Here is a 22,366-nt window from a genome sequence, read left to right on the forward strand (position 1 = left end):
GTCGAGGGGCTTTAGCGACGTTCACCTCTGCTCGGGCGCCGCGTTCTCCAGGTCGTCGATGCTGCCGGACATGAGGGTGCGGACGTGTTCGGTGAGGTGTTGGAGGGGCCAGTCCCACCAGGCCAGGGCGAGCAGGCGGTCGATGTCTTCGTCGCTGTAGCGGCGGCGGATGAGGCGGGCGGGGTTGCCGCCGACGATGCCGTAGTCGGGGACGTCGTCGACGACGACGGATCCGGACGCGATGATCGCTCCGTGGCCGATGCGGACGCCGGGCATCACCATGGACCGGTAGCCGAACCAGACATCATGGCCCACCACCGTGTCGCCGCGTCCGGTCAGGCCGGTGATCAGGTCGAAGTGCTCGGACCAGGAACCGCCCATGATGGGGAACGGGAATGTCGAGGGGCCGTCCATGCGGTGGTTGGCGCCGTTCATGATGAACCGCACGCCCTCGCCCAACGCGCAGAACTTGCCGATGACCAGCTTCTCCGGCCCGTAGTGGTACAGCACGTTGCGGGTCTCGAAGGCGGTCGGGTCGTCCGGGTCGTCGTAGTAGGAGAACTCTCCGACCTCGATCAGCGGCGAGGTGATGAGCGGCTTGAGCAGCACCACTCGCGGCTGCTCGGGCATCGGGTGCAGCACGGTCGGGTCGGCGGGAACAGGCGGCGTCACGAGGTGTTTCCTTCCTGGGGAAGTCGAGGAATGTCGAGGGGTGTCTGCGGGATGTCTGCGGGGCCGGAGGCCCTCACTCAGCACGTGGCGGGGGACGTCTCGACCGCTTGGAGGGCCAGGTGGGCGCCCCGCCAGCGCCGGCGCAGCCGGCGGTCGTGGCTGACGACGACGAGGGCGCCGTCGTACCCGGCCAGAGCGGTTTCCAACTCCTCGACGAGCGCGGGCGACAGATGGTTGGTGGGTTCGTCGAGCAGCAGGACGTCGGACGGCTCGCTGACCAGTCGCGCCAGTGCGAGCCGCTGCAGTTGGCCGGTGGACAGCCGGCCGACCGGCACCGTGAGCTGTTCGCGGTCGAACAGGCCGAGCGACAGCAGCCGTTCGGCGTGGTCGGCGGCCTCCCCCGCCCGTCCGCGGGCGAAGGCGGCCAGCACGGTCTCGTCCGGCTTCCCGGGCTGCGGCTCCTGACTGAGGTAGCCGATCCTGCCGCGGCAGGCGACCTTCCCGCTGTCGGGCGTCTGCTGCCCGGCCAGGACGCGGAGCAGGGTGCTCTTGCCCGCTCCGTTCGGCCCCGTGATCAGCAGGCGCTCGCCCGCCTTGAGGGCGAGGCCGGTGCGGGCAAGGCGGTCCGTGACGGCGAGGTCGGCGGCGTCGAGCACGACGCCCTCCAGGCTGCGGGCCCGCAGTACGGGGGTGAAGCGCAGCGGCTCCGGCGGGGACGGGACCGGGTCGGCAAGGAGGCGGCGCAGCCGCTCCTCGGCGTTGCGCACCCGGCTGGCCAGCGACTGCTGCACCCGGCCGCCCGCCCGGTCGTAGGCCATCTTGTTGCCGTCCTTCATCGCACGACCGGGAGCCACCTGACGGGCGGTGGTCGCGGCGGCCTCCCGGAGCCGGTCGATATCCGCCCGCCACTGGTCGTACGCCTGGGCCCAGCGCTGCCGGGCAGCCGCCTTCTCGGCGAGGTAGCCGGCGTAGCCGTTGCCGTACCGGACGACGTGGCGCCGGTCGGCGTCCACCTCCAGCAGGCTGGTGGCGACCCGTTCGAGGAAGACCCGGTCGTGGGAGACCGCCACCGTGGTGCCCCGCCGGGTACGCAGATGCTCTTCCAGCCAGCTCAGGGCGTCGTCGTCGAGATGGTTGGTCGGCTCGTCCAGCAGCAGCACCTCGGGCGCGGCCGCCAGGACGGCCGCCAGTCGCAGCCTGACCCGTTCGCCGCCCGACAGGCTGCCCGCGGTGCGGTCGCGGCCCACCAGTCCCAGGCCGAGACCGTGCAGAGCACGTTCCACCCGGGCGTCGGCGTCATAGCCGCCGCGCAGCTCGAAGACGGTCATCAGCTCCCCGTATTCGGCCATGCCCGACTCGTCGCCGTCGGCCATCGCGGCCTCCAGGCGGCGCATGCGCTGCTCGACCGCACGCAGATCGCTCAGCGCCCGGTCGATGACCTGCTGGACGGTCGCCTGCGGCGCCAGTCGCTCGTCCTGGGCGAGATAGCCGACCCCGCCGGTTGCCTGGACGACGATCTCGCCCTGATCGGGCTGTTCGCATCCGGCGAGCAGGCGGAGCAGGGTGGACTTGCCGGATCCGTTCTCACCGATGATCCCGGTGCGCTCGCCCGCGGCGAGCGAGCAGGTCACCGAGTCAAGGACGATCCTGCCGTTGAAGGACTTGCTGACCGCGAGGGCACTGATCTGAGTGGGCATACAGGGTCTCCAAAGCATTCGGGAACGAGGCGACGGTCATGGGCCGTGCGGCCGGGCGAACGCTTTGGAAGAACATCGATCAACTCCACTAGTGCGACAACTGCTGCTTTAAGATGTTGCCACAACCCCGCCGCCCGAGCAAAGGACTTTCCCGTGACGACCCCCACAGACCCGGAACCGGAAGACACCCGCCCGCCCCCGACCCGACGCCGCCCCGGCGGCCGCACCGCCCGTATCCGCCGGCAGGTACTCGACGCGGTCCTCGCCGAGCTCGGCGAACACGGCTACGACGGGCTCACCACCGATGTCGTCGCCGCCCGCGCCGGCGTGCACCGCACCACGGTGTACCGGCGCTGGGGAGACGTCGGCGGCCTGCTCGCCGACGTCCTCGACGCGGCGAGCGACGACGACTGGCAGCCACCGGACACCGGCTCACTGGAGGACGACCTGACCGGACTCAACCAGGAGATCTACTCGGCCCTGACCGCGCAACCACCGGTCGTGGCAGCACTGATAGCCGCCTCGTTCCGCTCCGAGAAGGCCGCCGAGGCCCAACAGCGGCTCTGGGACGACCGGTACGCCCGCTGCGAGATCGTCGTCAGCCGGGCCGTCCGCCGCGGCGAACTCCCCCCGCACACCGACGCCCGCCGGCTGCTCATCGCCGCCACCGCACCCCTGTACCACCAACTACTGCTCCTCCGCACACCCCACGACCCGCAACTCCCCCGCCAGGCAGCCAGAACCACCACCCTCGCCGCAGCCGCCGGCGCCTTCACCGAGCCCCCGCCGGCAGACGGCAGTTGAACAGCGACGTCCTCGGCCGGACACCGTGCCGCACGGCCAGGACCGTCGTGATGATCCCCGCCGCACCCGCTGCCGCCCAGGTCCGGCCGAGGTTGGACTTCACCGACCCCGACCTATGAGCCCGCCCTCGCACCGGGGCGCGGTGCGAGGGCGGGTACATGGATCAACGGCGGTCGGGACAGGGGATGTTGGGCCTACCGCCGTGGTTGTCGCGGGTCAGGCGCCGTGTGCCGCCGCGGCCTCCTCGCTGCCTGTCCCCGGCAGTTCGGAGACGACGAGGATGCGGCTGGGCACGGATGCGGCGGGCAGCCGGCCGGCGAGGTACCGACGGAGCATCTGGGGGGCCTTGCGCTCCACGAACGCGGTGAGCGGATCGTTGACGAAGCGCCGCGGGTCGGCGCCCTCGTGGGCCTGGTCCCACAGCGTCTGGCTCATCGACTCCGGGCCGCACACGACGGCGAGTTCACCCTCCTCACGACGGGAGGAAGAGAGCAGCACCCGGGCCGGATATCCGTCCAGCTTCTCGATGAGTTCGGCCGCGGTGGTCTCCTCGCCTTCGGGCAGCGGTCCGGCGGACGTGAAGGGCCGCACCAGGCGATTGGGGATGCCGGTGACGCCGACCGCGGCGCCCTCGGCCACCGCGGCGCGGACGGCCGACCGCAGCCCTTCCACCGAACGACCGACGTCGCCCCAGCTCAGCCACTTCGTTCCGGGATCACCCGGCTCCGACGGTTCGACGGTCACCACGGCGTCGTAGCGGAAGCGGTTGAGCTCGTTGTCCGCCGCTCCCAGCTTGGGCCGGACCGAGATGCTGACCGGACGCTTCTGCGTGGCCGCCCAGGCCGCGAAGAAGGCCGGGTCGATGACCAGTTCGCGGTCGCCGCGCACCCGGTCCTCCACGCGGCGGGCCAGTTCCTCGTGGCCGGCGTCGGGATCGGCGACCCGTTCGACGGAGGTGGCGAAGGCCCGCTGGGTCGCCAGGCTGCGCATGTCGCCGACCACCAGGGAGCCCCCCGGTTCCAAGAGCCGGACGGCGGCGTCGAGGACGTCGATGAGGTAGTCCGCCGAAGGGAAGCACTGCGTCACGGAATTGATGAGGACGCAGTCGGGCCGATGCGGGCCGGGCACCCCCTCCAGCAGGGTCGCGCAGCGGTCCGGGAAGTCGGCCCGGCCGATCTCGTCGGCGGGTGCCTGGAGCAGTCGGACGCGGTCCGCGAGCGGCCCCCGTCGCTCCATGAGGTAGTCGACGGCGGTGGCGGACAGGTCCAGGCCCACGTACCAGTCGGTGCCGGCGGCCAGTCGGAACATCAACAGGCCCGTACCGCACCCGATCTCCAAAAGGCGCCGCGGGCCGGTGCCCTCGACCATCCGCACAGTCTGGTCGATCCACTCCTCCATCTGCCGGCGCTCGATCGGGCGACCGGTGTAACTGTCCCGCCAGCCACTGAGGTTGAGGTCGTCGGCGACCTTCAGGGCGCTCTCGCTGTACGTCAGCTCATAGACGTCCTGCCACCCCTGTACGAGTTCGTCGCTCGCCGACGTCCCCTGGCCCTCACCGGATTCCTGGAGTTCGGGTGCCTGGGCGGCGCCCGGGGCGAGGACCACGCGGGCCACCGGACGACTGCGCCCGCGGCGGTCCGCCTCCACGGTGACCTGGACCGCTTCCACCGCGTCGAGGGAGAGCAACGCGCTTTCCACGTCGCCGAACGTGCCCGGGGAACTGTTCATGGCGTTCATGGTGTTCACTGCGCTCCCTGCTTCTCCAGAGCTTCGTTGAGCACCTCGGCGATCTTCTTGACCCCTGGTGCCTGGATGACGTTGTAGTGGTGGCCGGGCACCGTGAACTCCTTGATGGTGCCGTCGACGTGCTCGGTCCAGCCCAGGTTCGCCGCGTGCTGGGCGTCGTCGACGCCCATGCCCATCCGCGAGTTGCGGGGAGACTCCTCGGTGGCGCGGAACAGCAGCACGTCACCGTGGAAGGTGCGCGGCCGGAAGCCGAGCAGGGCCCGCAGATGCCGGTCGAACATCCGGGTCCGGGCCGCCAGTTCCGCCTCCGCGTCCTGCTGCGGGAGCAGCCCGGCAGCCGAGAGGCAGCGCGCGATGCGCCTGGCGCGCTCGGCGGGCGGCAGGGCGGCCAGTGCCTGTGGCGTCTCGGTGAGCAACGTGCGGGCCTGGTACGCCTCCAGCGACTGCACGAAGCGGAGCATGGGGTAGACGTCGTCGTCCGCGGTGACCCACTCGGTGGCGGTGATGGCCCCGGGGGCGTTGGAGTCGATCATCGCCAGCAGGGCGACCCGCTCACCGTCCTCTTGGAGACGACAGGCGATCTCGTGGGCGAGGTCTCCACCGAGCGACCACCCCGCGAGGAAGTACGGGCCCTGCGGCTGACGTGCCTTGATGATGCGGTGGTACTCCTCGGCCATGCCCGACATCCCCGGGATGCCCTCGGCGCCGGCCAGGGCCCGGTCCTGGAGGGCCACCATCGGTCGCCCGTCCTCGACGAGCCGGGCCAGCTCGGCGTAGCACATCACGTCGCCGCCCGAGGGGTGGACGAGGAAGAGCGGGGCGAGCGCGGCGTCACCGTCCCGCAGCAACACCTCCGTGGTGTCCGGCTGTCCACCCGCCACGTCCAGCCCCCGCAGCCGCTCCGCCAGCGCGCGGACCGTGGGCCGCGCCATGAGCTCGGCGGGGCGCACCCGCTGGCCGTACCTCTGCATGACCTTCGCCAGCATGCGGATGGCGAGCAGGGAGTCGCCGCCGAGCTGGAAGAAGTTGGCCGTCGCCGACACCCGGGGCACGTCGAGGAGTTCCTGCCAGACTTCGGCGAGTCCGGCCTCGACGGGGTCGGCGGGCGCCTCGTACTCGGCGGTCGGCAGGAGCGGGGCGGGGGATGCGGCGACAGCACGGCCGGAGACCTGCCGGTGCTGCTCCGTCACCTTCTCCCACTGTGCGTCGTCGTCCGCCAGCCGTTCCAGCAACTCCTGGTAGGCCGTGGCTATCGCGGGGACCGTGCCGGGCACGAACAGTTCCTCGATGGCGTCGAGGTTGTAGCGCATCCCGCCGTCCTGCTCGTACACCTGGAGATCCAGGTGGACCTGGGGCGTGCGCACCTGCTCGAACACGTCCCGGACCTGGATCTGTTGAGTCTCCGGCCTGCGGTACCAGGAGCTGAACCCGATCGTGCTGGTGAAGACCACCGGCATCAGGGGTTCGGTGGTCCCGCCCTTCCTGCGGGCCAGTTCGCGTACCGCGTCGACGCCGGAGAACAAGCCGTGCTCGATGGCCTCGCCGAGGTTGCTGCTCAGCCGCTGCGCGCGAGTGGTCAGGGAGGTGCTGCCGGCGCCGTTGACCTCCAGCAAGGTGGTGGAGGCGAACGGGCCGAGCATGCGCTCAAGGTCCGGGTGGAGCGGAAGCCGGTTGAAGTAGAGGACCGTCAAGCTGAAGTCCGGGGACGCCGCCGGCTCGGCGATCACTTGCGCATAGGCCGCCGCGAGCACCGTGGAGGTGGTCAGTCCGCGCTCCGAGCACCGGCCGCGGAACGCCTTCCAACGCTCCGCGTCGAGGCCGCCCGTCCTACGGGTCATGTGGTCGGTGCGCGCCTGTGACGGGTCGTCGACCATCGGGAGCTGGGGGGCGGGGGCGAGGGTGTCGAGTTTGGTGTGCCAGTAGGCGCGGTCCTGCTCGTACTCCGCTCCGTCGCGCTTCTCCTCGCGGGCGAGGACGTAATCGCGGAAGGAGATGGCCAGCGGTTCGAGTTCCGCTTCGGGGTCCTGGTGCGCGGCGAAGAGCTCCTCGAAGAAGAGGTTGAAGCTCCAGCCGTCGGCGATCAGCAGGCTGCAGCACAGGTACAGCCTGGCCCGGTCGCCGTCGAGCAGGTCCACGCGCAGGTCGAACAGCGGCCAGGACTCGGGGCGCGGCCCCTCGTGGGTCATCTCCTCGCGGGTGCGCTCGACGGCCTCGCGCTGCTCGTCCTCCGGCCGACCGCACAGGTCGCGGGAGCGCAGCGGGTACGAGGGAACCTCGTCGAGGATCTCCTGCCGGCCGTCGGGCAGCACGGTGCTGCGCAGCATCGGCTGATGGCGCACGATGCGGTCGACGGCGGTCTGCAGGGCTGCCACGTCGAGCCCCTCCGCCTCGAAGTCGAGGTAGAAGTGGGCGGAGTCGTGACTGAGGTCGTACAGGTGCTGCTGGCCGATCCAGTACGCCTGTTGCAGGTCGGTGAGGGGGAACGGGACGGCGGCGTCCTCGGCGGTCAGGGACTCCGGCGCGGTCTCCTCCGCCTGGGTGCCGCCGCCGTCGATGAACCGGGCGAACTGCTCCAGGGTGTCGCCCTCGAAGACCCGGGTGAGCGGAATCGCCACGCCGGTGTGCGCCTTGACGGTGTTGGCCATGCGCACGGCGAGCAGCGAGTCCCCGCCGAGGCTGAAGAAGTCCTCGTCGAGCCCGATGTCGTCGATGCCCAGGATCTCCGACCAGATGTCGGCGAGCGCCAGCTCGGACGGCGTCGTCGGCTCGCGGAACTCCTCGGCCGCAACGTCCTGGTCCGCGGCGGCCGGTGCCGCCGCGTCGGGGAGCGCGTCCGCGTCGGGCAGCGCGGCGTAGTCGATCTTGCCGTTGGCGGTGGTCGGCAACGCGTCGAGCAGGACCATCGCGCCGGGAACCATGTACGAGGGGAGCGCGGCCGCGAGGTGGTCGCGCAGAACCTCCGCAGCCTTGGGAGCCTGCTTGAACAGCGCCACGTAGGCGACCAGGCGCGCACCGCGCGTCGCGTCGCGCAGGGCACTGACCGTGGACTGGCGGACCAACGGGTGCCGGTTCAACAGCGTTTCGATCTCGCCCAGTTCGATGCGGTGGCCGCGGACCTTCACCTGACGGTCGTTGCGGCCGAGGAACTCGATGGTGCCGTCGGTCCGCCAGCGCCCGAGGTCGCCCGTGCGGTACAGGCGGTGACCGGTTTCGGGGTGGGTAAAGAAACGTTCCGCCGTACGCTCGGGGTCAGCCCAGTACTCCTGTGCCAGGCCGAGCCCGCCGATGTGCAACTCACCCGCGGCGCCCACGGGGACGGGGCGCTGCTCCTCGTCGAGGATGTGGAACCACTGTCCGCTCAGCGGAACGCCGTAGGGGATGCTCTGCCACTCGGGGTCGACTTCGCCGATCGGGTAGTGGACGGACCAGATCGCGGCCTCGGTGGCACCGCCCAGGCTGACGATCTGCGCCTGGGGCGCGAGTGCGCGCAGCCGATCGGGCAGGGTGACGGGAATCCAGTCACCACTGAGCATCACCAGCCGCAGGGAGGCCAGATCCCGGCGGGCCTGCTCGGGGTCGGCCTCGCTGTAGTCGACGAGCATCTCCAGGAGCGCCGGTGCGCTGTTCCAGATGGTCACGCCGTGCTCGGCCATCAGCTCGCGCCAGTGCCCGGGGTCGCGCTGCGAGGCGGCGTCCGGCAGCACGAGGCGGCCGCCGACGCCGAGCACACCGAAGATGTCGTAGACCGAGAGGTCGAAGCTGAGCGAGGACACTCCCAGCACCCGGTCGTCGGGGCCGACGCGGAAGCGGTCATTGATGTCGTCGTTGGTGTTGCGCGCGGCCCCGTGGCTCAGGGCGACACCCTTGGGCATCCCCGTGGAGCCCGAGGTGTAGATGATGTAGGCGAGGTCCTCGGGCGCAACGGGAGCTGCCTGGGGAAGGTCGTCCACGGCGGCGCACCGGTCAACTGCCAGGACGCCGGGGCCGTCGCTCAGCACGCCGGCTTCGAGGACGTCCGACGAGGTCAGGGTGGTGCGCGCCCCGGCCTGTTTGATGACCTGAGCCACGCGATCGGGCGGCCAGGCGGCGTCGACGGGCACGTACGCGGCCCCGGCCGCAACCACGGCCAACGCCGCGGCAACCTGGTTGGTACACTTGTGCATCACAATGGCGACGGGGCTTCCGGCAGCCGTCTCCTGGCCCCGCAGCCAGGCAGCAACAGCCCCCACCCGACGCGCCAGTTCGCCGTAGCTCAGCTCCCCCGCGGTGCCGCACAGCGCGGTTTCCTCCGCGCGGTCCGACATCGCCTGACGCACGCCCTCATCGAGCGCGCCCAAAGGCCCCAGCGGCCCCTCGGTGTTGGCGACCGTCGCCCCCAACGGCAGGGGAAGATGGGCGAAGTGGGGCTCGTAGCCCAGGTCGGCGCGCTCCCACGTGGCGTCCGACGCGGCCAACTCCGCAAGCAGTCGGCGACAGGCCGCCGCCACGCCGTCGGCCACGTGCGCCCCGCCGACTTCCGTCGCCTCCCACCGGCCGAGCAGACCGCTCCCGTCCTCGGGCTCCCCTATCACATAACGGAGTTCGACGGGCTCGCCCTCGCCCTCCAGCGTGAGCGTGGCGGTACCGAGCGCCGGCAGGGCGCCGGGCCGTTCGCCCATTCCCGCCTGTAACTCCGCGGTGAAGTCGACTAAGCCTCTGTGCGCCGAGGCGGGAACAACCACCTCCATCGGCGTCTCCGCGACGTCCCCGGATTCCCGGGACAGTCGCACCCCCTCCCGCCCGCCCCATGCCCGGAGCACGAAGGCCGAGCAGGCCAGGACCGCGGTCGCAGGCGCAATGCCGTGCTCCCGCGCGCTCATACAGAGCCGCGCCCACTGTTCTGGATCGAGCCACCTCTCACCGGCCCCGAGCAGTGCGCGCCCGTCAACGCCCCTCACGCGGAACGCCGCCCTGTCAGGACGGCGTTCGGAGTCACGAATGTCCACAGAGGAAACCCTTCGTTGCTACATATCGTTGTTACATCCGGTTAACAAAACGATATCAACACGGAGCGGACAGAGGTCAGGACAAGATCAGGACTCTCTCCGAGACGCCGCTGACTACCCGCGACCTCGACGCACCCCACCCAACCCGACCTCTCCCGCGCGCCCCGGAACGTGACTGGTCGACCATGGTCCAACTGCCCGCCTACGGCACCGACCTCAGCTCCGTCCAAGGCATCTGGTCCCTACCGCGCCGCGGGCCGCCGGCGAACGCGACCTCAACCGATGCCAACCACCTGACCAGAACCTTGCGTCGAGGCCGACGGAACATGCAGTACCGCCCTCACCTCGTCGACGGCTGCCTGGCCGAAACCGGACTCCCCGACAACAACCACCACCCGATAACGCACCGAAGACGTCTGTGACCGCCGTCACCACCACATGGAGCACCGTTCTGGCAGCGCCAGGCAGACCATGTCTGCGCGCCCAGTGCACCGAAGCCTTGAATTCTCCGCTGCCACCCGTGCAGGAACGACGAGGCCCCGCCCGGAACATCCAAGTCCGGGCGGGGCAGGGGCAGCAGCCGGTCAGTCGCGCGTCGACCGGACCGCTTCCGTAGGACGGGACGGGCGCCGGGACAGGCCCCGTCGCCAAGGCGAAGGCATCGGGGCACTGCCAGGCACTCCGCCTGCGCGCCCGCCGGCCGATCGCGAAACGGCCTGGTCGTCGCCGGTGCCGGTCACGGGGTCCGGGGCCAGGCACATGACGGGGCGGCGGTCACCGGCGCTTCGCCGAGGCGGCGATGGCGGGGAGGACGGCGAGGGCGATGACGCCCCCCGTGAGCGCGAGGACGGGGAAGCTCGCGGCGGCCACGACGAGGCCGGAGGCGAGGCCACCGGCCGCGCCCGCGATCGCGATCGCGACGTCGACCATCCCCTGTGTCTTGGCTCGGGTCTCCAGGGGCACGGTGTCGGCGATGATCGCCGTGCCGGCCACCAGGCCGAAGTTCCACCCCAGACCGAGCAGGGCGAGGGCCAGGGCGAGCAGGACGACGGAGCCGGCGGGGGCGGTGGCCGCGAGAACGCCCGCCGCCAGCAGCGTGACGCCGGAGGCAGCGGCCACCTTGATCCGACCGTAGCGATCGGCCATGCGCCCGGTCAGCGGCGAGGGCAGGTACATCGCCGCGATGTGGACGGCGATGACGAGACCGGAGGCGGCGGTGGTGTGGCCGTGGTCGTGCATGTGGACGGGCGTCATCGTCATGATCGCAACCATGACGAGCTGGGTGAGGACCATGACCATCGTCCCCAGCACAACCCCGGTGCTGCGCCCTCGGGTCGAGGCGGGCTGCGGCGCTTCCGCCGCGTCCCCGGCCGGGGCGGCGTCGGTGACGGCACGTTGGGTCTCCAGCGTCCGGGCGAGGCGGAGGGGGTCGGGGCGCAGCCAGATCGCCAGGACCAGGGCAGCGGCAACGTAGGCGACGGTGGCCAGGATGAAGGGGCCGGCGAGGCGGGGAATGCCGAGGGCGTGAGCCAGACTCCCCATGGGGGACGTGAGGTTGGGACCGACGACACCGCCGAGCGTGGTGGCGACCAGGACGGTGGAGACGGCACGTCCCCGGTGGGCGGGGTCGGCGAGGTCCGCGCCCGCGTATCGGGCCTGGAGGTTGGTTGCCGTGCCCGCGCCGTAGACGAACAACGCGAGGAAGAGCACGACGGGGTTGTTGACAAGGGCGGCGACGATGACGCCGGCACCGCCGATCGCCCCCACGAGGTACCCGGCGGCAAGGCCGGGACGGCGGCCGCGGGCTTGGGAGATGCGGCCGACGGCTACGGCGGCCAGGGCGGACCCCGCGGTGAACAGCGCACTGGGTAAGCCGGCCAGGCCGGTGGAGCCGAGCATGTCCTGGGCGAGCAGGGCACCCACGGTGATACCGGCGGCAAGGCCGGCACCGCTGAGGATCTGCGCGATGACCAGGACAGTCAAGATACGCCGTTGCACGTGCGCGGGCTGGGGTATCTCTGTCGGGGCGGTGGTCGTGCTCGTCAACGTGGTTCCTTTGCTAGGGATGGAGACGGGAATTCGGAGTCGGTCGCGCCGCTGCGGGAAGCCGGCGCCCTGGCCGGATCGCCGGGCAGTCAGGAAGGGCCGCGGGTCGGCCCCGTCACGGGCCAATGCCGGTACGGCAGTCCGGCGCGGTGTGCCGTCGGGGGTGCCCGGAGGTGGGCTCGCGCCCGCGGAGAGGGCAGTGGGACCGAGGCCGTACCGGATGAACGGGCCGCCCGTCCTGCGGTCGTCCGCGCCGGAGTCGGCCGCTGCGGACGCTCGCGCAGCGCGCCTGTCCAAGGGTGCGCGAGGTGCTGTCGAAAGGGGCACCACCTCCCCCGGTCTCCACAGCGCGGGCGCATAACGGCGGTCCGGTGGTGTCCGTCATGCCTCACCCTCTCTTCGTGCTCTCACACCGGTCTCTTTCTCACATCAGACTCTTCGTAAGCTCGCGCACGGCCCGTCTTCGCAGGTCCGGACCATGCCTGGCCGGAACTCACGCATGGCTGCCGGGTCAAATCCCCTGGCGGCCAGGACAGATAGCAGAGAGGGGCGACACGGCGGCTCGGCCGAGCCGCCGCCTGGGACCGGACAGGCGGCAGTCGCAACAGTCCGGACGCCACACGGAGGCGCCGAACGTCATCCCAACTCTCCGGCATGGACGGGAAGTTCGGCCGGGCGCCACTCCAACATGCCGTCCGTCAGCCGGATCGCCCGCCGCCCCTTTTCGTTCAACAACCGCACCGCATCGCGGGAAAGAGCGCGGCACCCTCCCCGGTAGTAGACGACGATCTCCGAGCCTTCGCATCAGTCGTCATGGCCCCGCCCCACCTTCCTCCATAAGTCCATGGAAGATCGTAAGCGAAGGGCCGCGCACGCGCACCCTCCGCACTCTCGCGCGGGAGGAGCGCGAACGGTTTCGCAAGGGGTGGTGCGGCCGGCAAGCCGCTGCCGAGCAAGCGCAACGGCTGCCGCGCGGGGGCGAGTTCAGCACTCACCACCCCGACGTCGCGGGATGGACAAGCGGGAGGGCTCGTGCCCGACCGGGAGCTGAACTAGCTTGCTAGGATGCGAGCATCACGCTCGAGGACCTGATCGTCGAGCAGGTCGACCGCGGCGTCACCCAGTACGTCATCCTGGGAGCCGGCCTGGACACCTTCGCCCAGCGCAGGCCGGAGGTCGCCGCCCGCCTCCAGGTCTTCGAGGTCGACCAGCCCGGCCCGCAGGCATGGAAGCGCCATCGTCTGGTCGAGCTCGGCTACGGCATCCCCGACTGGCTGCACCTGGTGCCGGTCGACTTCGAGGCGAGCGAGGACTGGCTGCAGCAGCTGGCCGCCGCCGGCTTCGATGCCGGCCGGCCGGCGGTCATCGTCTCCACCGGCGTCACCATGTACCTCACCAAAAACGCCACCGCGGCCACCCTGCGTCAGATCGCCGCTCTCGCCCCCGGCTCGACGCTCGCCATGACCTTCCTGCTGCCCACCGAACTCCTCGACGAAGCCGACGGCCCCGCCCTCCGCGCGACCAAGGAAAGCGCGCAAGCATCCGGAACACCGTTCGTCAGTTTCTACACCCCGCCCGAGATGCTGGCACTGGCCCGCGGAGCGGGCTTCCCAGACGCCCAACATCTGTCGGGAACTTCGCTTGCCCACCGCTACTTCGCCGATCGCACCGACGGACTCCGCCCGTCGAGCGGCGAGGACATCCTGCTGGCCACCACCTGACTCTCGTCACGTGGCACACGCGGTGCGGCCGGCCTGACCAGATCTTTCAGCCGGGATGCTGCCGGCGGTAGAGGGCGATGGCCGACTCCGTGGGGAAGTTGGGGACGGTGACGGTTTCACCGGTGTCCTTGGCCACGACGATCTTCGCTCCGCCGGGCGGTGGCGGTTGCGGAGTTCCGGATGCGTCGGTGGTGCGAGGATAGGTGGCGTACACCAGGTAGCCGATGTCGAATTCATGCACGTGCATCGGCGCCGGGGAGCCGTCCGCCAGTTTGGGCTCGGCGTAGCGGCTGCGGACGATGGCGAGTGCTTCTTCGGGCGTGGTGGGAGGGGTGTTCGGCGGTGTGGAACGGTCCGGGGTCATCGAGTCGGGTCTCCTGGCCTTCGTGAACTGCGGCGGGCGGATCTCCCCCGCGCTTATGTCGGGAACTCGCCGACCCATCCGGCGTCGAGCAGGCCCTCAGGCAGGTACTCGGACTCGACGGTCAGGGCGAAACCGGCGTCGCGAGCAAGACAGCTGACGGCCGTGAGTCCCAACGCGACAAAACCCTGCGCGTCGAGCTCCCGGTCCTCGTCGTCGGTCCAGTACTCCTTGTGCCACCTGATGGCCTTGGCGAGTTCCGCGTTGAACTTCTCCGCATCGCCGCGCGCAAGCTGCGTCAGCAGGTTCATCGGCGGATACATCAGGCGCAGAACACCGTCGGCGTCGGCATGGCGAAGTACGTCGGGGTCGGTGCCGTCCACGGCGGCCACCAGCTTGTCGCCGAGCTGCGGCTGCTTCAGCCAGTACGCCTGGAGCGCCTCCACCCAGTCGTAGATGTAGCTGTCGAAGACCCCACCGGCGTTGCGTAGTTGCGCAACGGGAACCTCGCACAGCTCGTTGAGCCGGCGCTTCTCACGGCATAGGGCGGCGAGCCAGAAGGCGGTGAGCCAGTTCCCCGCATGGGCCCAGGGGCCCGCACCGGACCGGATGGCGCGCTTCTTGTGGTCGATGAGGCATTCGACGGTGTCAGTGGTGGCACGCGCCGATGCGAAGAGGGCAGAGCTCACCTGCATCGCCGTGACGCAGGATTCCCATGTCTCCAGTTCTGCGACGGCAGGGTCCTCGGCGCACCGGACCCCGAAGACCCGAAGAGCCGAACCCAGCGTCATGCTGAACCATTCCGCATCCTCCTCAAGGTCATCGATCTTGCCCTGCAGGTCCGGTTCCAGAATCGCCAGGAGACGCTTCACATTCCGTGTCGGGACATCATGTCGCGGAATTTGAATCATTCTCTTTCTCCTGCTCTGTCCGGATATCGAACTGCTTCATCTCATAACCGTCGTGCTTCTTGCCGTCCGAGACCCCCTTGACCAGCACGTAGGTGATGTGGCTCGGCTTGGCTTTCAGGGCCGTCCTCAGTTCGGCGGCCAGGGCCAGTTCCGCCGCGGCGTGATCGGCTTCCGCGTCGGTATTGGCCTTGAGGAGGTTCCTGTTTCCCCGCGTCTCCATCTCGTGCAAGATTACCTTGAAGTACTCGCGGGTACCCTGCCGGACCTTCGGCACCGCTGGGCCCTCGGAGGTGTCGGAATCCTGCTGGTCGGAGCCGTCCTGGTCACCTTGCCGTCGGTCGCCTTGCCCCTGCGCCTCGCGGTCCGGGTCGTCGGCTTCGAGCGGTAGACCTCGACGCTCACCGAGGTCGGCTTCGGGTGACCCCTTGGCCTCGACGACGACGAAATGACCGTTCGGCAGCCTGTATACCTGGTCGAATCGATTGTTTCCGGTTCCCCGGTCATCGATGCGAACCGCGCCCTCGAAGTTGGCGGGGATGGCATGGTACTCGGCGACGGCCTCGCCGTAGTCCTCGCTGGCCTTCGTCATCTCTCCGTGCAGCGGACTGTGTTCGGCGTCGGCTGCCTCGAATTTCGCCTGGTTCTCAGGTGTCTTGTTCTTCTCGTAGGCCTCCTTGGCCTCCCGCCTCTTCTTATGCGGCCCGCGATCATCGTCGATCGCCTTCTGGCGCCGCTCCGCCGCCTCATCGAGCCGCTTGAGGTTCTCCTTCGAGACGTCGGTTTCCCGATCGCTGTCACGCGCCCCGGAATCTATGTACGACTCGGGGTCGGCATCCGCGACGTCACTGGCGAGCATCCACGGCCGGTTGGGATCTCCCGTGGGGTGCAACTGGGGAACCCTGTCGCCGTTTTCGTCCAACCGGTCTTTGCGGATCCGGTACCCGTTCTTGTGGTAATACCTCTTGAACCACTCCTTGTCCGTGTTGGCCTTTTCAAGCTGCTTCCGCCGCTTGACCGCATCGTCGTCGGAATTACTCTGCGGGGTGCCCGCCGGGTCTTCCGGGTGGTGGGGCTCGTCGGAGGGGTGCGGCCGTTCCTGACCATGCGCCTCGGGATGCGCCTCGGGATGCGTCTCGGGATGCGTCTCGGATGCGGTCTGCCGATCAGCGGCAGGTGTCGAGGTGCGGTCGGTGGGGGTGTTGCCGTTGCTGCCATGGCCGTCGGCCCGCTGGGGGCCTTCGGTGTGCTGCTGCGTCGTCGGCCTGGCGGACTCGGCCTCGGAAGGCCGGGGCGACTGGTCCGCGGGATGCGCGGTTGCGCCGTGCTGCTGCGGCGGAACGTGCGTGGTGGCCTGAGGGTTGGCCGGCCCCTGTGCTTCGGAGTGCTGATTGCCGTAGATCAGCGGGTTGCTGTCATCGCCCAGCGCCTTGGTGAGGTACTGGGAAATGCTCGTCTGGGGCTTCTTGTCCGCTCCGTCGCCGTCGCCTGGGGTGGGAGAGCCCTGCTGATCGGTGGCGGCGTGCTCAGGGTCCGCCTTGCTCTGATCCGCCGGCGTGTGGTCGGGGTCGGGGTGTGTGGGGTCGGACTCGCCCGGTGTGTGGTCCTGGTCGCTCGGAGCGTGGTCCTGGTCGCGGCCGTGGTCCTGGTCGCGGCCGTGGTCCTGGTCGGGGCCGTGGTCGCTCGGAGCGTGGGCCTGGTCGGGGGTGGGCTGGTCCGCAGGGTGCTCGTTCGGTGCGGGATGGCTGGGAGCAGTGTGGTCGTGATCGTTGGGAACGCCGTCCGAGTGGTCGGACGGGGTTTCCGTGTGGGGAGAGGTCGTGTCTGCGGGGTTGGTCTCGGTGTGTTCGGCCGAGGAGGTGTCCTGGTTGGTGTCGGCCTGCTTGGTGTCAGGCTGCTTGGCGTCGGCCTGCTCGCTGGGGGTGTCGTCGGACTTGGACACGACGTGATCGGCGTGCAGCGGCCGGCGGTCGGCGTCGAGGGGGATGTGCCAGACGTGCTCTGCCTGTGAGATGTGGATGGGGTCGGTGCTGACCTGTCCGGTCTGGGTGTCGATCCAGACGATCTTGCCGTGGTGGTTGACCGCGTTGAAGGCATGGCCACCACCGTTGTCCGGCCAGCCGACCTGCACGATCGCGGCTGCACCATGGCCGGCCTGCTGGAGGTCGTGCGCGATCCGGGCCGGGGTGTTGGGGTCGTCGCCTCGTCCGGCGTAGGTGTGAGTGGCACCGCTCCAACGGATCTGGTTCTCGTTGGCGTTGTTCTCGGGAGACCAGGTGTCCGGGTTTCCGTGTGCGTCGGTGTCGGGCGTGCGCGGGGCGGAGACCTGAGGGTTTCCGTACCAGGTCTCAAGGAACGAACGGGAGCAGTCGGCACAGTTGTTGCTGCGGCCTTGGACGGTGTTCCCGCCGTCGTTCTGGAGCTGCGCCCAGTCGGCGAACGGGTCGGCGAACCTCTGCGGCGTGCCGTCCGGGTTGGTCGGGTGCGCGTTCTCCAGCGCCTGCTGATCGCTGGGGGCGGGCGGGAGGAGGCCGCCGGTGTCCTGGTTGAGGTCGTTCCGGATCGCGCTCAGGCCGTTGGGGTCCGACTCGCTACTGTCCTGGTTCGCCGTGCTCTGCTCCGGGGACAGCGACTGCCCCTGCTCGGGGTGCTGCTGCTTCTCCGACTGCGGTTGCTGATGGGGCTCGGCGTGGGGGGCCGACTGCTGCTGATGCGGCTGTTGTTGGGGTTGGGTGTTCTGTTGCTGCTGCGGCTGCGGGCTCTGCTGCTGGGCCTGCTGCTGATGCGGCTGTTGCTGAGGCTGGGTGTTCTGCGGCTGCGGGCTCTGCTGCTGCGGCTGCGGGGTCGGCTGCTGTGCCTGTTGCTGAGGCTGGGTGTTCTGCGGCTGCTGGGCGTAGGGCCCAGGTTGCTGCTGTTGCTGCGGAGTCGACTGTTGGGGGGTCGGCTGTTGCTGCGGCTGCTGCGTGTAGGGGTTCGGCTGATGCTGAGGCTGCTGGTACGGCCTCGGCTGGTTCGGCTGCTGCTGGGGCTGCGGGCTCTGCTGCGGATGCGGTTGTTGCAGAGGCTGCGGACTCTGCTGCTGTGCCTGCTGGTGAGGCTGAGGGCTCTGCGGCTGCTGGGTGTACGGCCCAGGATGCTGTTGCTGCGGAGTCGGCTGCTGCGGCGGCTGCTGGGTGTACGGATTCGGCTGCTGGTGGGGCTGCTGCTGGTACGGCCCAGGCTGGTTCGGCTGCTGCTGGTTGTACGCGTGTTGCTGGTATGGGCCGGGCTGCTGGGCGTAGGGACCCGGCTGCGAATGCTGAGGCTGTTGGTTGTACGGAGCCTGCTGTTGATGCGGCTGCGCGTACGGGCCGGGCTGCTGGGCGTACGGCCCGGGCTGCTGCTGAGGCGCCGACTGCTGGTAAGGGTGCTGGCTGTACGGAGCCTGCTGCTGGTACGGCTGCGCGTAGGGACCGGGCTGCTGGGCGTACGGGCCGGGCTGTTGCTGAGGCGCCGGCTGTTGCTGAGGGTGCTGGCTGTAGGGGCCAGGCTGCTGTTGGTACGGCTGGGCGTACGGGCCGGGCTGCTGCTGTTGGTACGGCCCGGGCTGCTGGTAGGGCTGGGCGTGAGGGGCGACCTGCTGTGGGGTCGGCTGCTGTTGCTGGTGGGGCTGCTGGGTGTACGGGTTTGGATACTGAGGTTGAGGCTGCTGTTGCTGCAGGTTTGGCTGCGGCTGCTGAGGATGAGGCTGCTGTTGCGGGCTTGGCTGCTGCTGCGGTTGCGGTTGCTGCTGGTTGGTCTGGTGCTGAGGGGTCTGGTGCTGCTGGGTGGTGGGGTCGAAGGGCTGGCGGTTGGCGTCGAGGACGAGGTGCCAGACCCCGGCGGCCTCGGTGTTGATGGGGTGTTCGCTGACCTCGCCGGACTGGCTGTCGACCCAGATGACGCGACCGTCGTGGTTGACGGCGTTGAAGACGTGCGCACCGCCGCCGGTGCCGTCGGCGGCCTTCGGCCAGGTGACCAGCACTGCGGCAGCCGCGCCGTGCCCTGCCTGGCGGAGTTCGCCGGCTATGCGGTCGTAGCCGTCCTTGGAGTTCGGACCGGAGTTTCGGAAGCTGGTGCCCGCGTACTGCTCGATGTTGGCAGTACCGTTCCGCTCGCCGGAGTAGCGGTCGATGCCTCCGTGGCCGTCGGGGTCGTAGGTGCGCACGGCGGACACCTGCGGGTTGCCGTACCAGGACTCCATGAATGAGCGGGTGCAGTCGGCGCAGTTGTTCGAACGGCCGAGGACATCGGTACCGCCGTCGTTCTGGAGCTGGGCCCAGGACTGGAACGGGTCGTTGAAGGCCCGCGGGGTGCCGTCCGGATTCCGCGGAAAGCTCGCTTCCAGCGCCTGCTGGTCGTGCGGGAAAGGCGAATACAGCCCGTTCGGTTGGATGTTGAGGCCGATGCGGACGTCCGTGTGGCTGCGCAGGTGAGGAGGCTGCTGCACCGGCGCTTGGTGCTGCGGTTGCTGCTGTGGGTGCTGCTGCGGGTCCGGCGTCGGTTGATGTTGGGGTGAGGGTTGGTGTTGCTGGTGTTGCTGGTGCTGATTCTGCGGATGGTTCTGGAACTGCTGGTGTGGTTGGACGTGCTGCTGCGGGGACTGTTGCTGAATGGGGGTGTTGCTCTGAGGTACGGGCTGGGGCTGGGGCCCGTTTTGGGGTTGCTGAGGCGAGTGCTGCTGGTACTGCGGTTGTGATTGCTGGTTGGGCTGTTGGTTCTGCGGCTGCTGGTGGGGAACGTTGGGGACGGGGGCAGCGGGCGCCTGCGTGCCTGGGGTAGCCGGGGGCTGCTGCCGTGTGTCGGATCCGGGACGGTCCGACCGGGGCGGGTCAGACTGCTGCCGCGTATCCGGACGCATCGGGTCCGGGCGCGTCGGGTCCGGGCGCGTCGCATCCGAGCGCCTCGCGTCCGAGCGTGTCGTGTCCCGATCGGCCGCAGTCGGATGCGAAGTGGTGGCCTTCTCGGTGCCTTCGGGGCGGGAGGCGTCGTCTCGGCGTGGGCCGTCGAAGCCGGAGTTGCGCGAGGGGCCGTCCTGGGCGGGCCGCCGGGTGCGGTCCTGAACGGCCTGGGAGGTGTCAGGGCGGCGGTTGGTGGGGCGTGGGGAGGCGTCTCCGCGGTTGGGCGAGGTGGCGCCGGTGCTCCTGGGCGGGGTGGTGTTGGTGTTCTTGGGCGAGGTGGCGGCGCGCGGCGGGGTTCCGGGCCTGGCGCCGGCGGCGTGCGGCGTACTGCCGGCCGTCTGGGCACCGCCCTGATGAGGGACTGCGCCCATCATCATCGGGCCGTTGCCCTGGGGGGTGTTGGGCTGGGCCTGGTGGGCGGACGGGGTGGTGCTGCCCGGGGCGGCGTCGGCGGCGTGTCGGGTGGGCGGGGGAAGGGTGGCGGCGTCTGCGGACTGGGTGGTGACGGTGGTGTCGTGGCTGCCGTCCATGGTGGGCATGGGGTTGTCGGGTGCCGGGTCGCGATGCTGGATGGGCTGGCTGGACGGCGCGTGCTGGACCGGGGCGCCCTGCGGCGGGGCGCTGACGTGCGGCATGGAAGGGCGGCCGGCGCCTGCGCCGCTGCTGGAGTTGTCCCCGTTGGCCGTGCCGGTACCGTCGTGGGAGGCAGGTCCGGGGCCGGGGCCGGGGCCGGGGCCGGGGGAATTGTCGCTGTACGACGGCGGGTTGCCCGCGACCGCGTCGGCGGGCGGCGCCGCCGGCGTCGGATGGGGGCCGACGCTGCCAGTGTCCGGGCGGATCGCGTCCGAGGGAGCGCCGTGCGCGGGTTGAGTGGTGACGCCCTCCCCCTCCGGCCGCCCGAAGGCGTGGGCACTGGTGTCCCGCGCGGGCTGAGCGGTGACACCGTCGGTGCTCGGGCGAGCGGCGTCCGGAGTGCTCTCGTGCGCAGGGTGGGTCGTGGCACCGTCCGTGCTCGGGCGAGCAGCATCCGGCGAGTTGTCGTGCGCGGGCTGGGTCGTGACGCCGTCGGTGCTCGGGCCGGAGTCGGGGGTGTGGGACGGGGACGAGTCGTAGGGGCTGGTGTTGCCGCCCGCGTAGCCCTCGTCGAAGGGGGAGCGCTGGTCCTGCGGCGGCAGTGGCTGGGCCGGCGGGAGGTCGGACCGGGGCGTCGAGCCGTCCGGGGAGGGGCCGGAACCGTCGGAGGCGGGAGAGCTCTCGGCGCGGTGCGGAGCGCCGTTCGAGGCCCGGGGGTTGTCCGAGGCCGGTGTGTTGCCCGAGGCCGATGTGGTGTCCGACGGACGGGGAGTGTGGCTGCCGCCCGTTGAGGAGTTGCCGTCCGAGGCACCGTTGTCGCCGTGGCCACCGTTGTCGCCGTGGCCACCGGTGCCGTGGGAGCCGCCGGCCGAGTCGTGGGAGGAGGAGCTGCTGCCGGAGCCACTGCCCGAACCCGCGCCGCCAGAGCCGCCGCCCGTACCCGAGCCGCCGGAGCCGCCGCCGGAACCTCCACTGCCGGAGCCGCCGTCGTGCGACCCACCGGAATCCGACCCCGAACCGGCTCCCGATCCGGCTCCCGTCCCGGAACTTGCGTGCTCCCCGGAGCCCGAACCGCCGTCGCCACCATGGCCGTTGCCATGGCCGGCGGCGGAGTCCAGTCCGCCGCGGGCGCGGTGGCCGGCGCGGTGGCCGGCGCCGTCGCGCAGGTTCTCGCCGAGGGTCTCGCCGGTGCTCTTGAGGGCGTCGGTGGCGGCGCTCTGCCCCTCCTTGAGGGTCCGGTTGACGTTGTAGCCGTTCTGCGCGCCGAAGTTCTGGTTGACGGTCTGGGCGATGAGGTCCGAGACCATCGCTTCCAGGGCGGAGATCACCGGCTCCTTGGCGGCCTCCAGGATCGCGTCGAGCAGCTGCTTGGCGACCTCCTTGAGGATCTTGCGGACCATCTCGCGGGTGGCCAGGGTCGCCGCGGCGCCGCCGATTTCCGAGAGGCCGAGGGTGAAGGGTGCCGCGGCCTGCGCGGCGATGATTTCGGCCGCCAATATCGCCAATTGGGCGATAACGGCAATCTTCATGCCGATGACGAGCGTGGCCGCGGCCTCCAGGGTGAAGGCGATGACCTCCGCCGCCTCACGGGCGTCGCTGAAGTAGCCCGAACCCTCGCCGAACTTGTCCCATGCCGCGCTGAAGCCCTCGATGGAGTCGCCGGCGTTCTGGCTGAGCACGTTCGACGCGGCGGTGACGCCGCGGGCATGGTGGCCCTCGACCTCCGAGGCGAACTGACGCCAGACACCGGCGCACTCGATCAGCTTGTCCTCGTCGGCGGTCGGCCAGTTGAAGCCGAGCATCTCGAGAACCCACTCAAGAGCGTTCGGCAGCATCATGGACAAGGTGGAGCTCCCCCGTGAAATGTGCACATCTCGGCATGACGTGGATGCGGGGGCTCGCCGAAAGCCCCTCGTCAGGGTTCAGAAGGACGT

The 22,366-nt window shown here is 70.2% G+C and carries 10 protein-coding genes and 1 pseudogene; 2 read left to right on the forward strand and 9 right to left on the reverse strand.

Annotated elements, in window-relative coordinates; genetic code table 11:
* Window positions 1–21: 21 nt before the first annotated feature.
* A complete protein-coding gene (locus ACIQE0_RS20870) occupies window positions 22–630 on the reverse strand; it encodes a CatB-related O-acetyltransferase (protein WP_402334727.1) in 609 nt (202 codons plus the stop codon).
* Between the two features lie 119 nt (window positions 631–749).
* Window positions 750–2,369 carry a ribosomal protection-like ABC-F family protein gene (gene abc-f, locus ACIQE0_RS20875; RefSeq protein WP_402334250.1) on the reverse strand — a complete coding sequence of 540 codons (1,620 nt, stop codon included), beginning with the start codon at window positions 2,367–2,369 and terminating at the stop codon, window positions 750–752.
* Window positions 2,370–2,522: 153 nt separating this feature from the next.
* Here abc-f and ACIQE0_RS20880 point away from each other — a divergent pair, with 153 nt between their 5' ends.
* Complete coding sequence (locus ACIQE0_RS20880) at window positions 2,523–3,173, forward strand: TetR/AcrR family transcriptional regulator (protein ID WP_366333561.1); 651 nt, start codon at window positions 2,523–2,525, stop codon at window positions 3,171–3,173.
* Here the strand turns inward: ACIQE0_RS20880 and ACIQE0_RS20885 are convergent.
* The 4 genes from ACIQE0_RS20885 to ACIQE0_RS20900 form a co-directional block, all read right to left on the reverse strand.
* The gene (locus ACIQE0_RS20885; RefSeq protein ID WP_402334253.1) at window positions 3,142–3,333 is read right to left on the reverse strand and encodes a hypothetical protein; all 192 of its coding nucleotides are present in this window, start codon (window positions 3,331–3,333) and stop codon (window positions 3,142–3,144) included. The two genes, ACIQE0_RS20880 and ACIQE0_RS20885, sit on opposite strands and share 32 nt — an antisense overlap.
* A 56-nt stretch (window positions 3,334–3,389) precedes the next feature.
* Complete coding sequence (locus ACIQE0_RS20890; RefSeq protein ID WP_402334256.1) at window positions 3,390–4,901, reverse strand: methyltransferase; 1,512 nt, start codon at window positions 4,899–4,901, stop codon at window positions 3,390–3,392.
* Window positions 4,902–4,915: 14 nt separating this feature from the next.
* Entirely contained in the window at window positions 4,916–9,646 is a 4,731-nt protein-coding gene (locus ACIQE0_RS20895) for an amino acid adenylation domain-containing protein (protein WP_402334258.1), read from the reverse strand.
* Between the two features lie 1,032 nt (window positions 9,647–10,678).
* Window positions 10,679–11,950, reverse strand: coding sequence for an MFS transporter (locus tag ACIQE0_RS20900; RefSeq protein WP_402334260.1), 1,272 nt, complete (start codon window positions 11,948–11,950; stop codon window positions 10,679–10,681).
* A 1,079-nt stretch (window positions 11,951–13,029) separates the two neighbouring features.
* On the opposite strand from ACIQE0_RS20900, the pseudogene ACIQE0_RS20905 reads away from it, so the two are divergent.
* Window positions 13,030–13,671, forward strand: a pseudogene (locus ACIQE0_RS20905) (class I SAM-dependent methyltransferase); the annotation flags it as partial.
* 46 nt (window positions 13,672–13,717) lie between these two features.
* Here the strand turns inward: ACIQE0_RS20905 and ACIQE0_RS20910 are convergent.
* From ACIQE0_RS20910 to ACIQE0_RS20920, 3 genes are read right to left on the reverse strand one after another with little or no spacing between them, the layout of a single operon-like run.
* Complete coding sequence (locus tag ACIQE0_RS20910; RefSeq protein ID WP_366333571.1) at window positions 13,718–14,035, reverse strand: hypothetical protein; 318 nt, start codon at window positions 14,033–14,035, stop codon at window positions 13,718–13,720.
* A 53-nt stretch (window positions 14,036–14,088) separates the two neighbouring features.
* Window positions 14,089–14,943 carry an immunity 49 family protein gene (locus tag ACIQE0_RS20915; RefSeq protein ID WP_402334263.1) on the reverse strand — a complete coding sequence of 285 codons (855 nt, stop codon included), beginning with the start codon at window positions 14,941–14,943 and terminating at the stop codon, window positions 14,089–14,091.
* Window positions 14,921–22,270: a toxin glutamine deamidase domain-containing protein gene (locus ACIQE0_RS20920; protein WP_402334729.1), complete on the reverse strand. Its 7,350-nt coding sequence runs from the start codon at window positions 22,268–22,270 to the stop codon at window positions 14,921–14,923. Before ACIQE0_RS20920 ends, ACIQE0_RS20915 begins: the two co-directional genes overlap by 23 nt.
* Between the last annotated feature and the right edge of the window lie 96 nt (window positions 22,271–22,366).

The sequence above is a fragment of the Streptomyces sp. NPDC093097 genome (assembly GCF_044754325.1).
Classification (GTDB): Bacteria; Actinomycetota; Actinomycetes; order Streptomycetales; family Streptomycetaceae; genus Streptomyces.

Coding starts and splice junctions, on each gene's coding strand:
- ACIQE0_RS20885 (WP_402334253.1), bottom strand. CDS start 3,333: ATGTACCCGCCCTCGCACCGCGCCCCGGTGCGAGGGCGGGCTCATAGG.
- ACIQE0_RS20890 (WP_402334256.1), bottom strand. CDS start 4,901: ATGAACAGTTCCCCGGGCACGTTCGGCGACGTGGAAAGCGCGTTGCTC.
- abc-f (WP_402334250.1), bottom strand. CDS start 2,369: ATGCCCACTCAGATCAGTGCCCTCGCGGTCAGCAAGTCCTTCAACGGC.
- ACIQE0_RS20895 (WP_402334258.1), bottom strand. CDS start 9,646: ATGGAGGTGGTTGTTCCCGCCTCGGCGCACAGAGGCTTAGTCGACTTC.
- ACIQE0_RS20870 (WP_402334727.1), bottom strand. CDS start 630: ATGCCCGAGCAGCCGCGAGTGGTGCTGCTCAAGCCGCTCATCACCTCG.
- ACIQE0_RS20915 (WP_402334263.1), bottom strand. CDS start 14,943: ATGATTCAAATTCCGCGACATGATGTCCCGACACGGAATGTGAAGCGT.
- ACIQE0_RS20910 (WP_366333571.1), bottom strand. CDS start 14,035: ATGACCCCGGACCGTTCCACACCGCCGAACACCCCTCCCACCACGCCC.
- ACIQE0_RS20920 (WP_402334729.1), bottom strand. CDS start 22,270: ATGATGCTGCCGAACGCTCTTGAGTGGGTTCTCGAGATGCTCGGCTTC.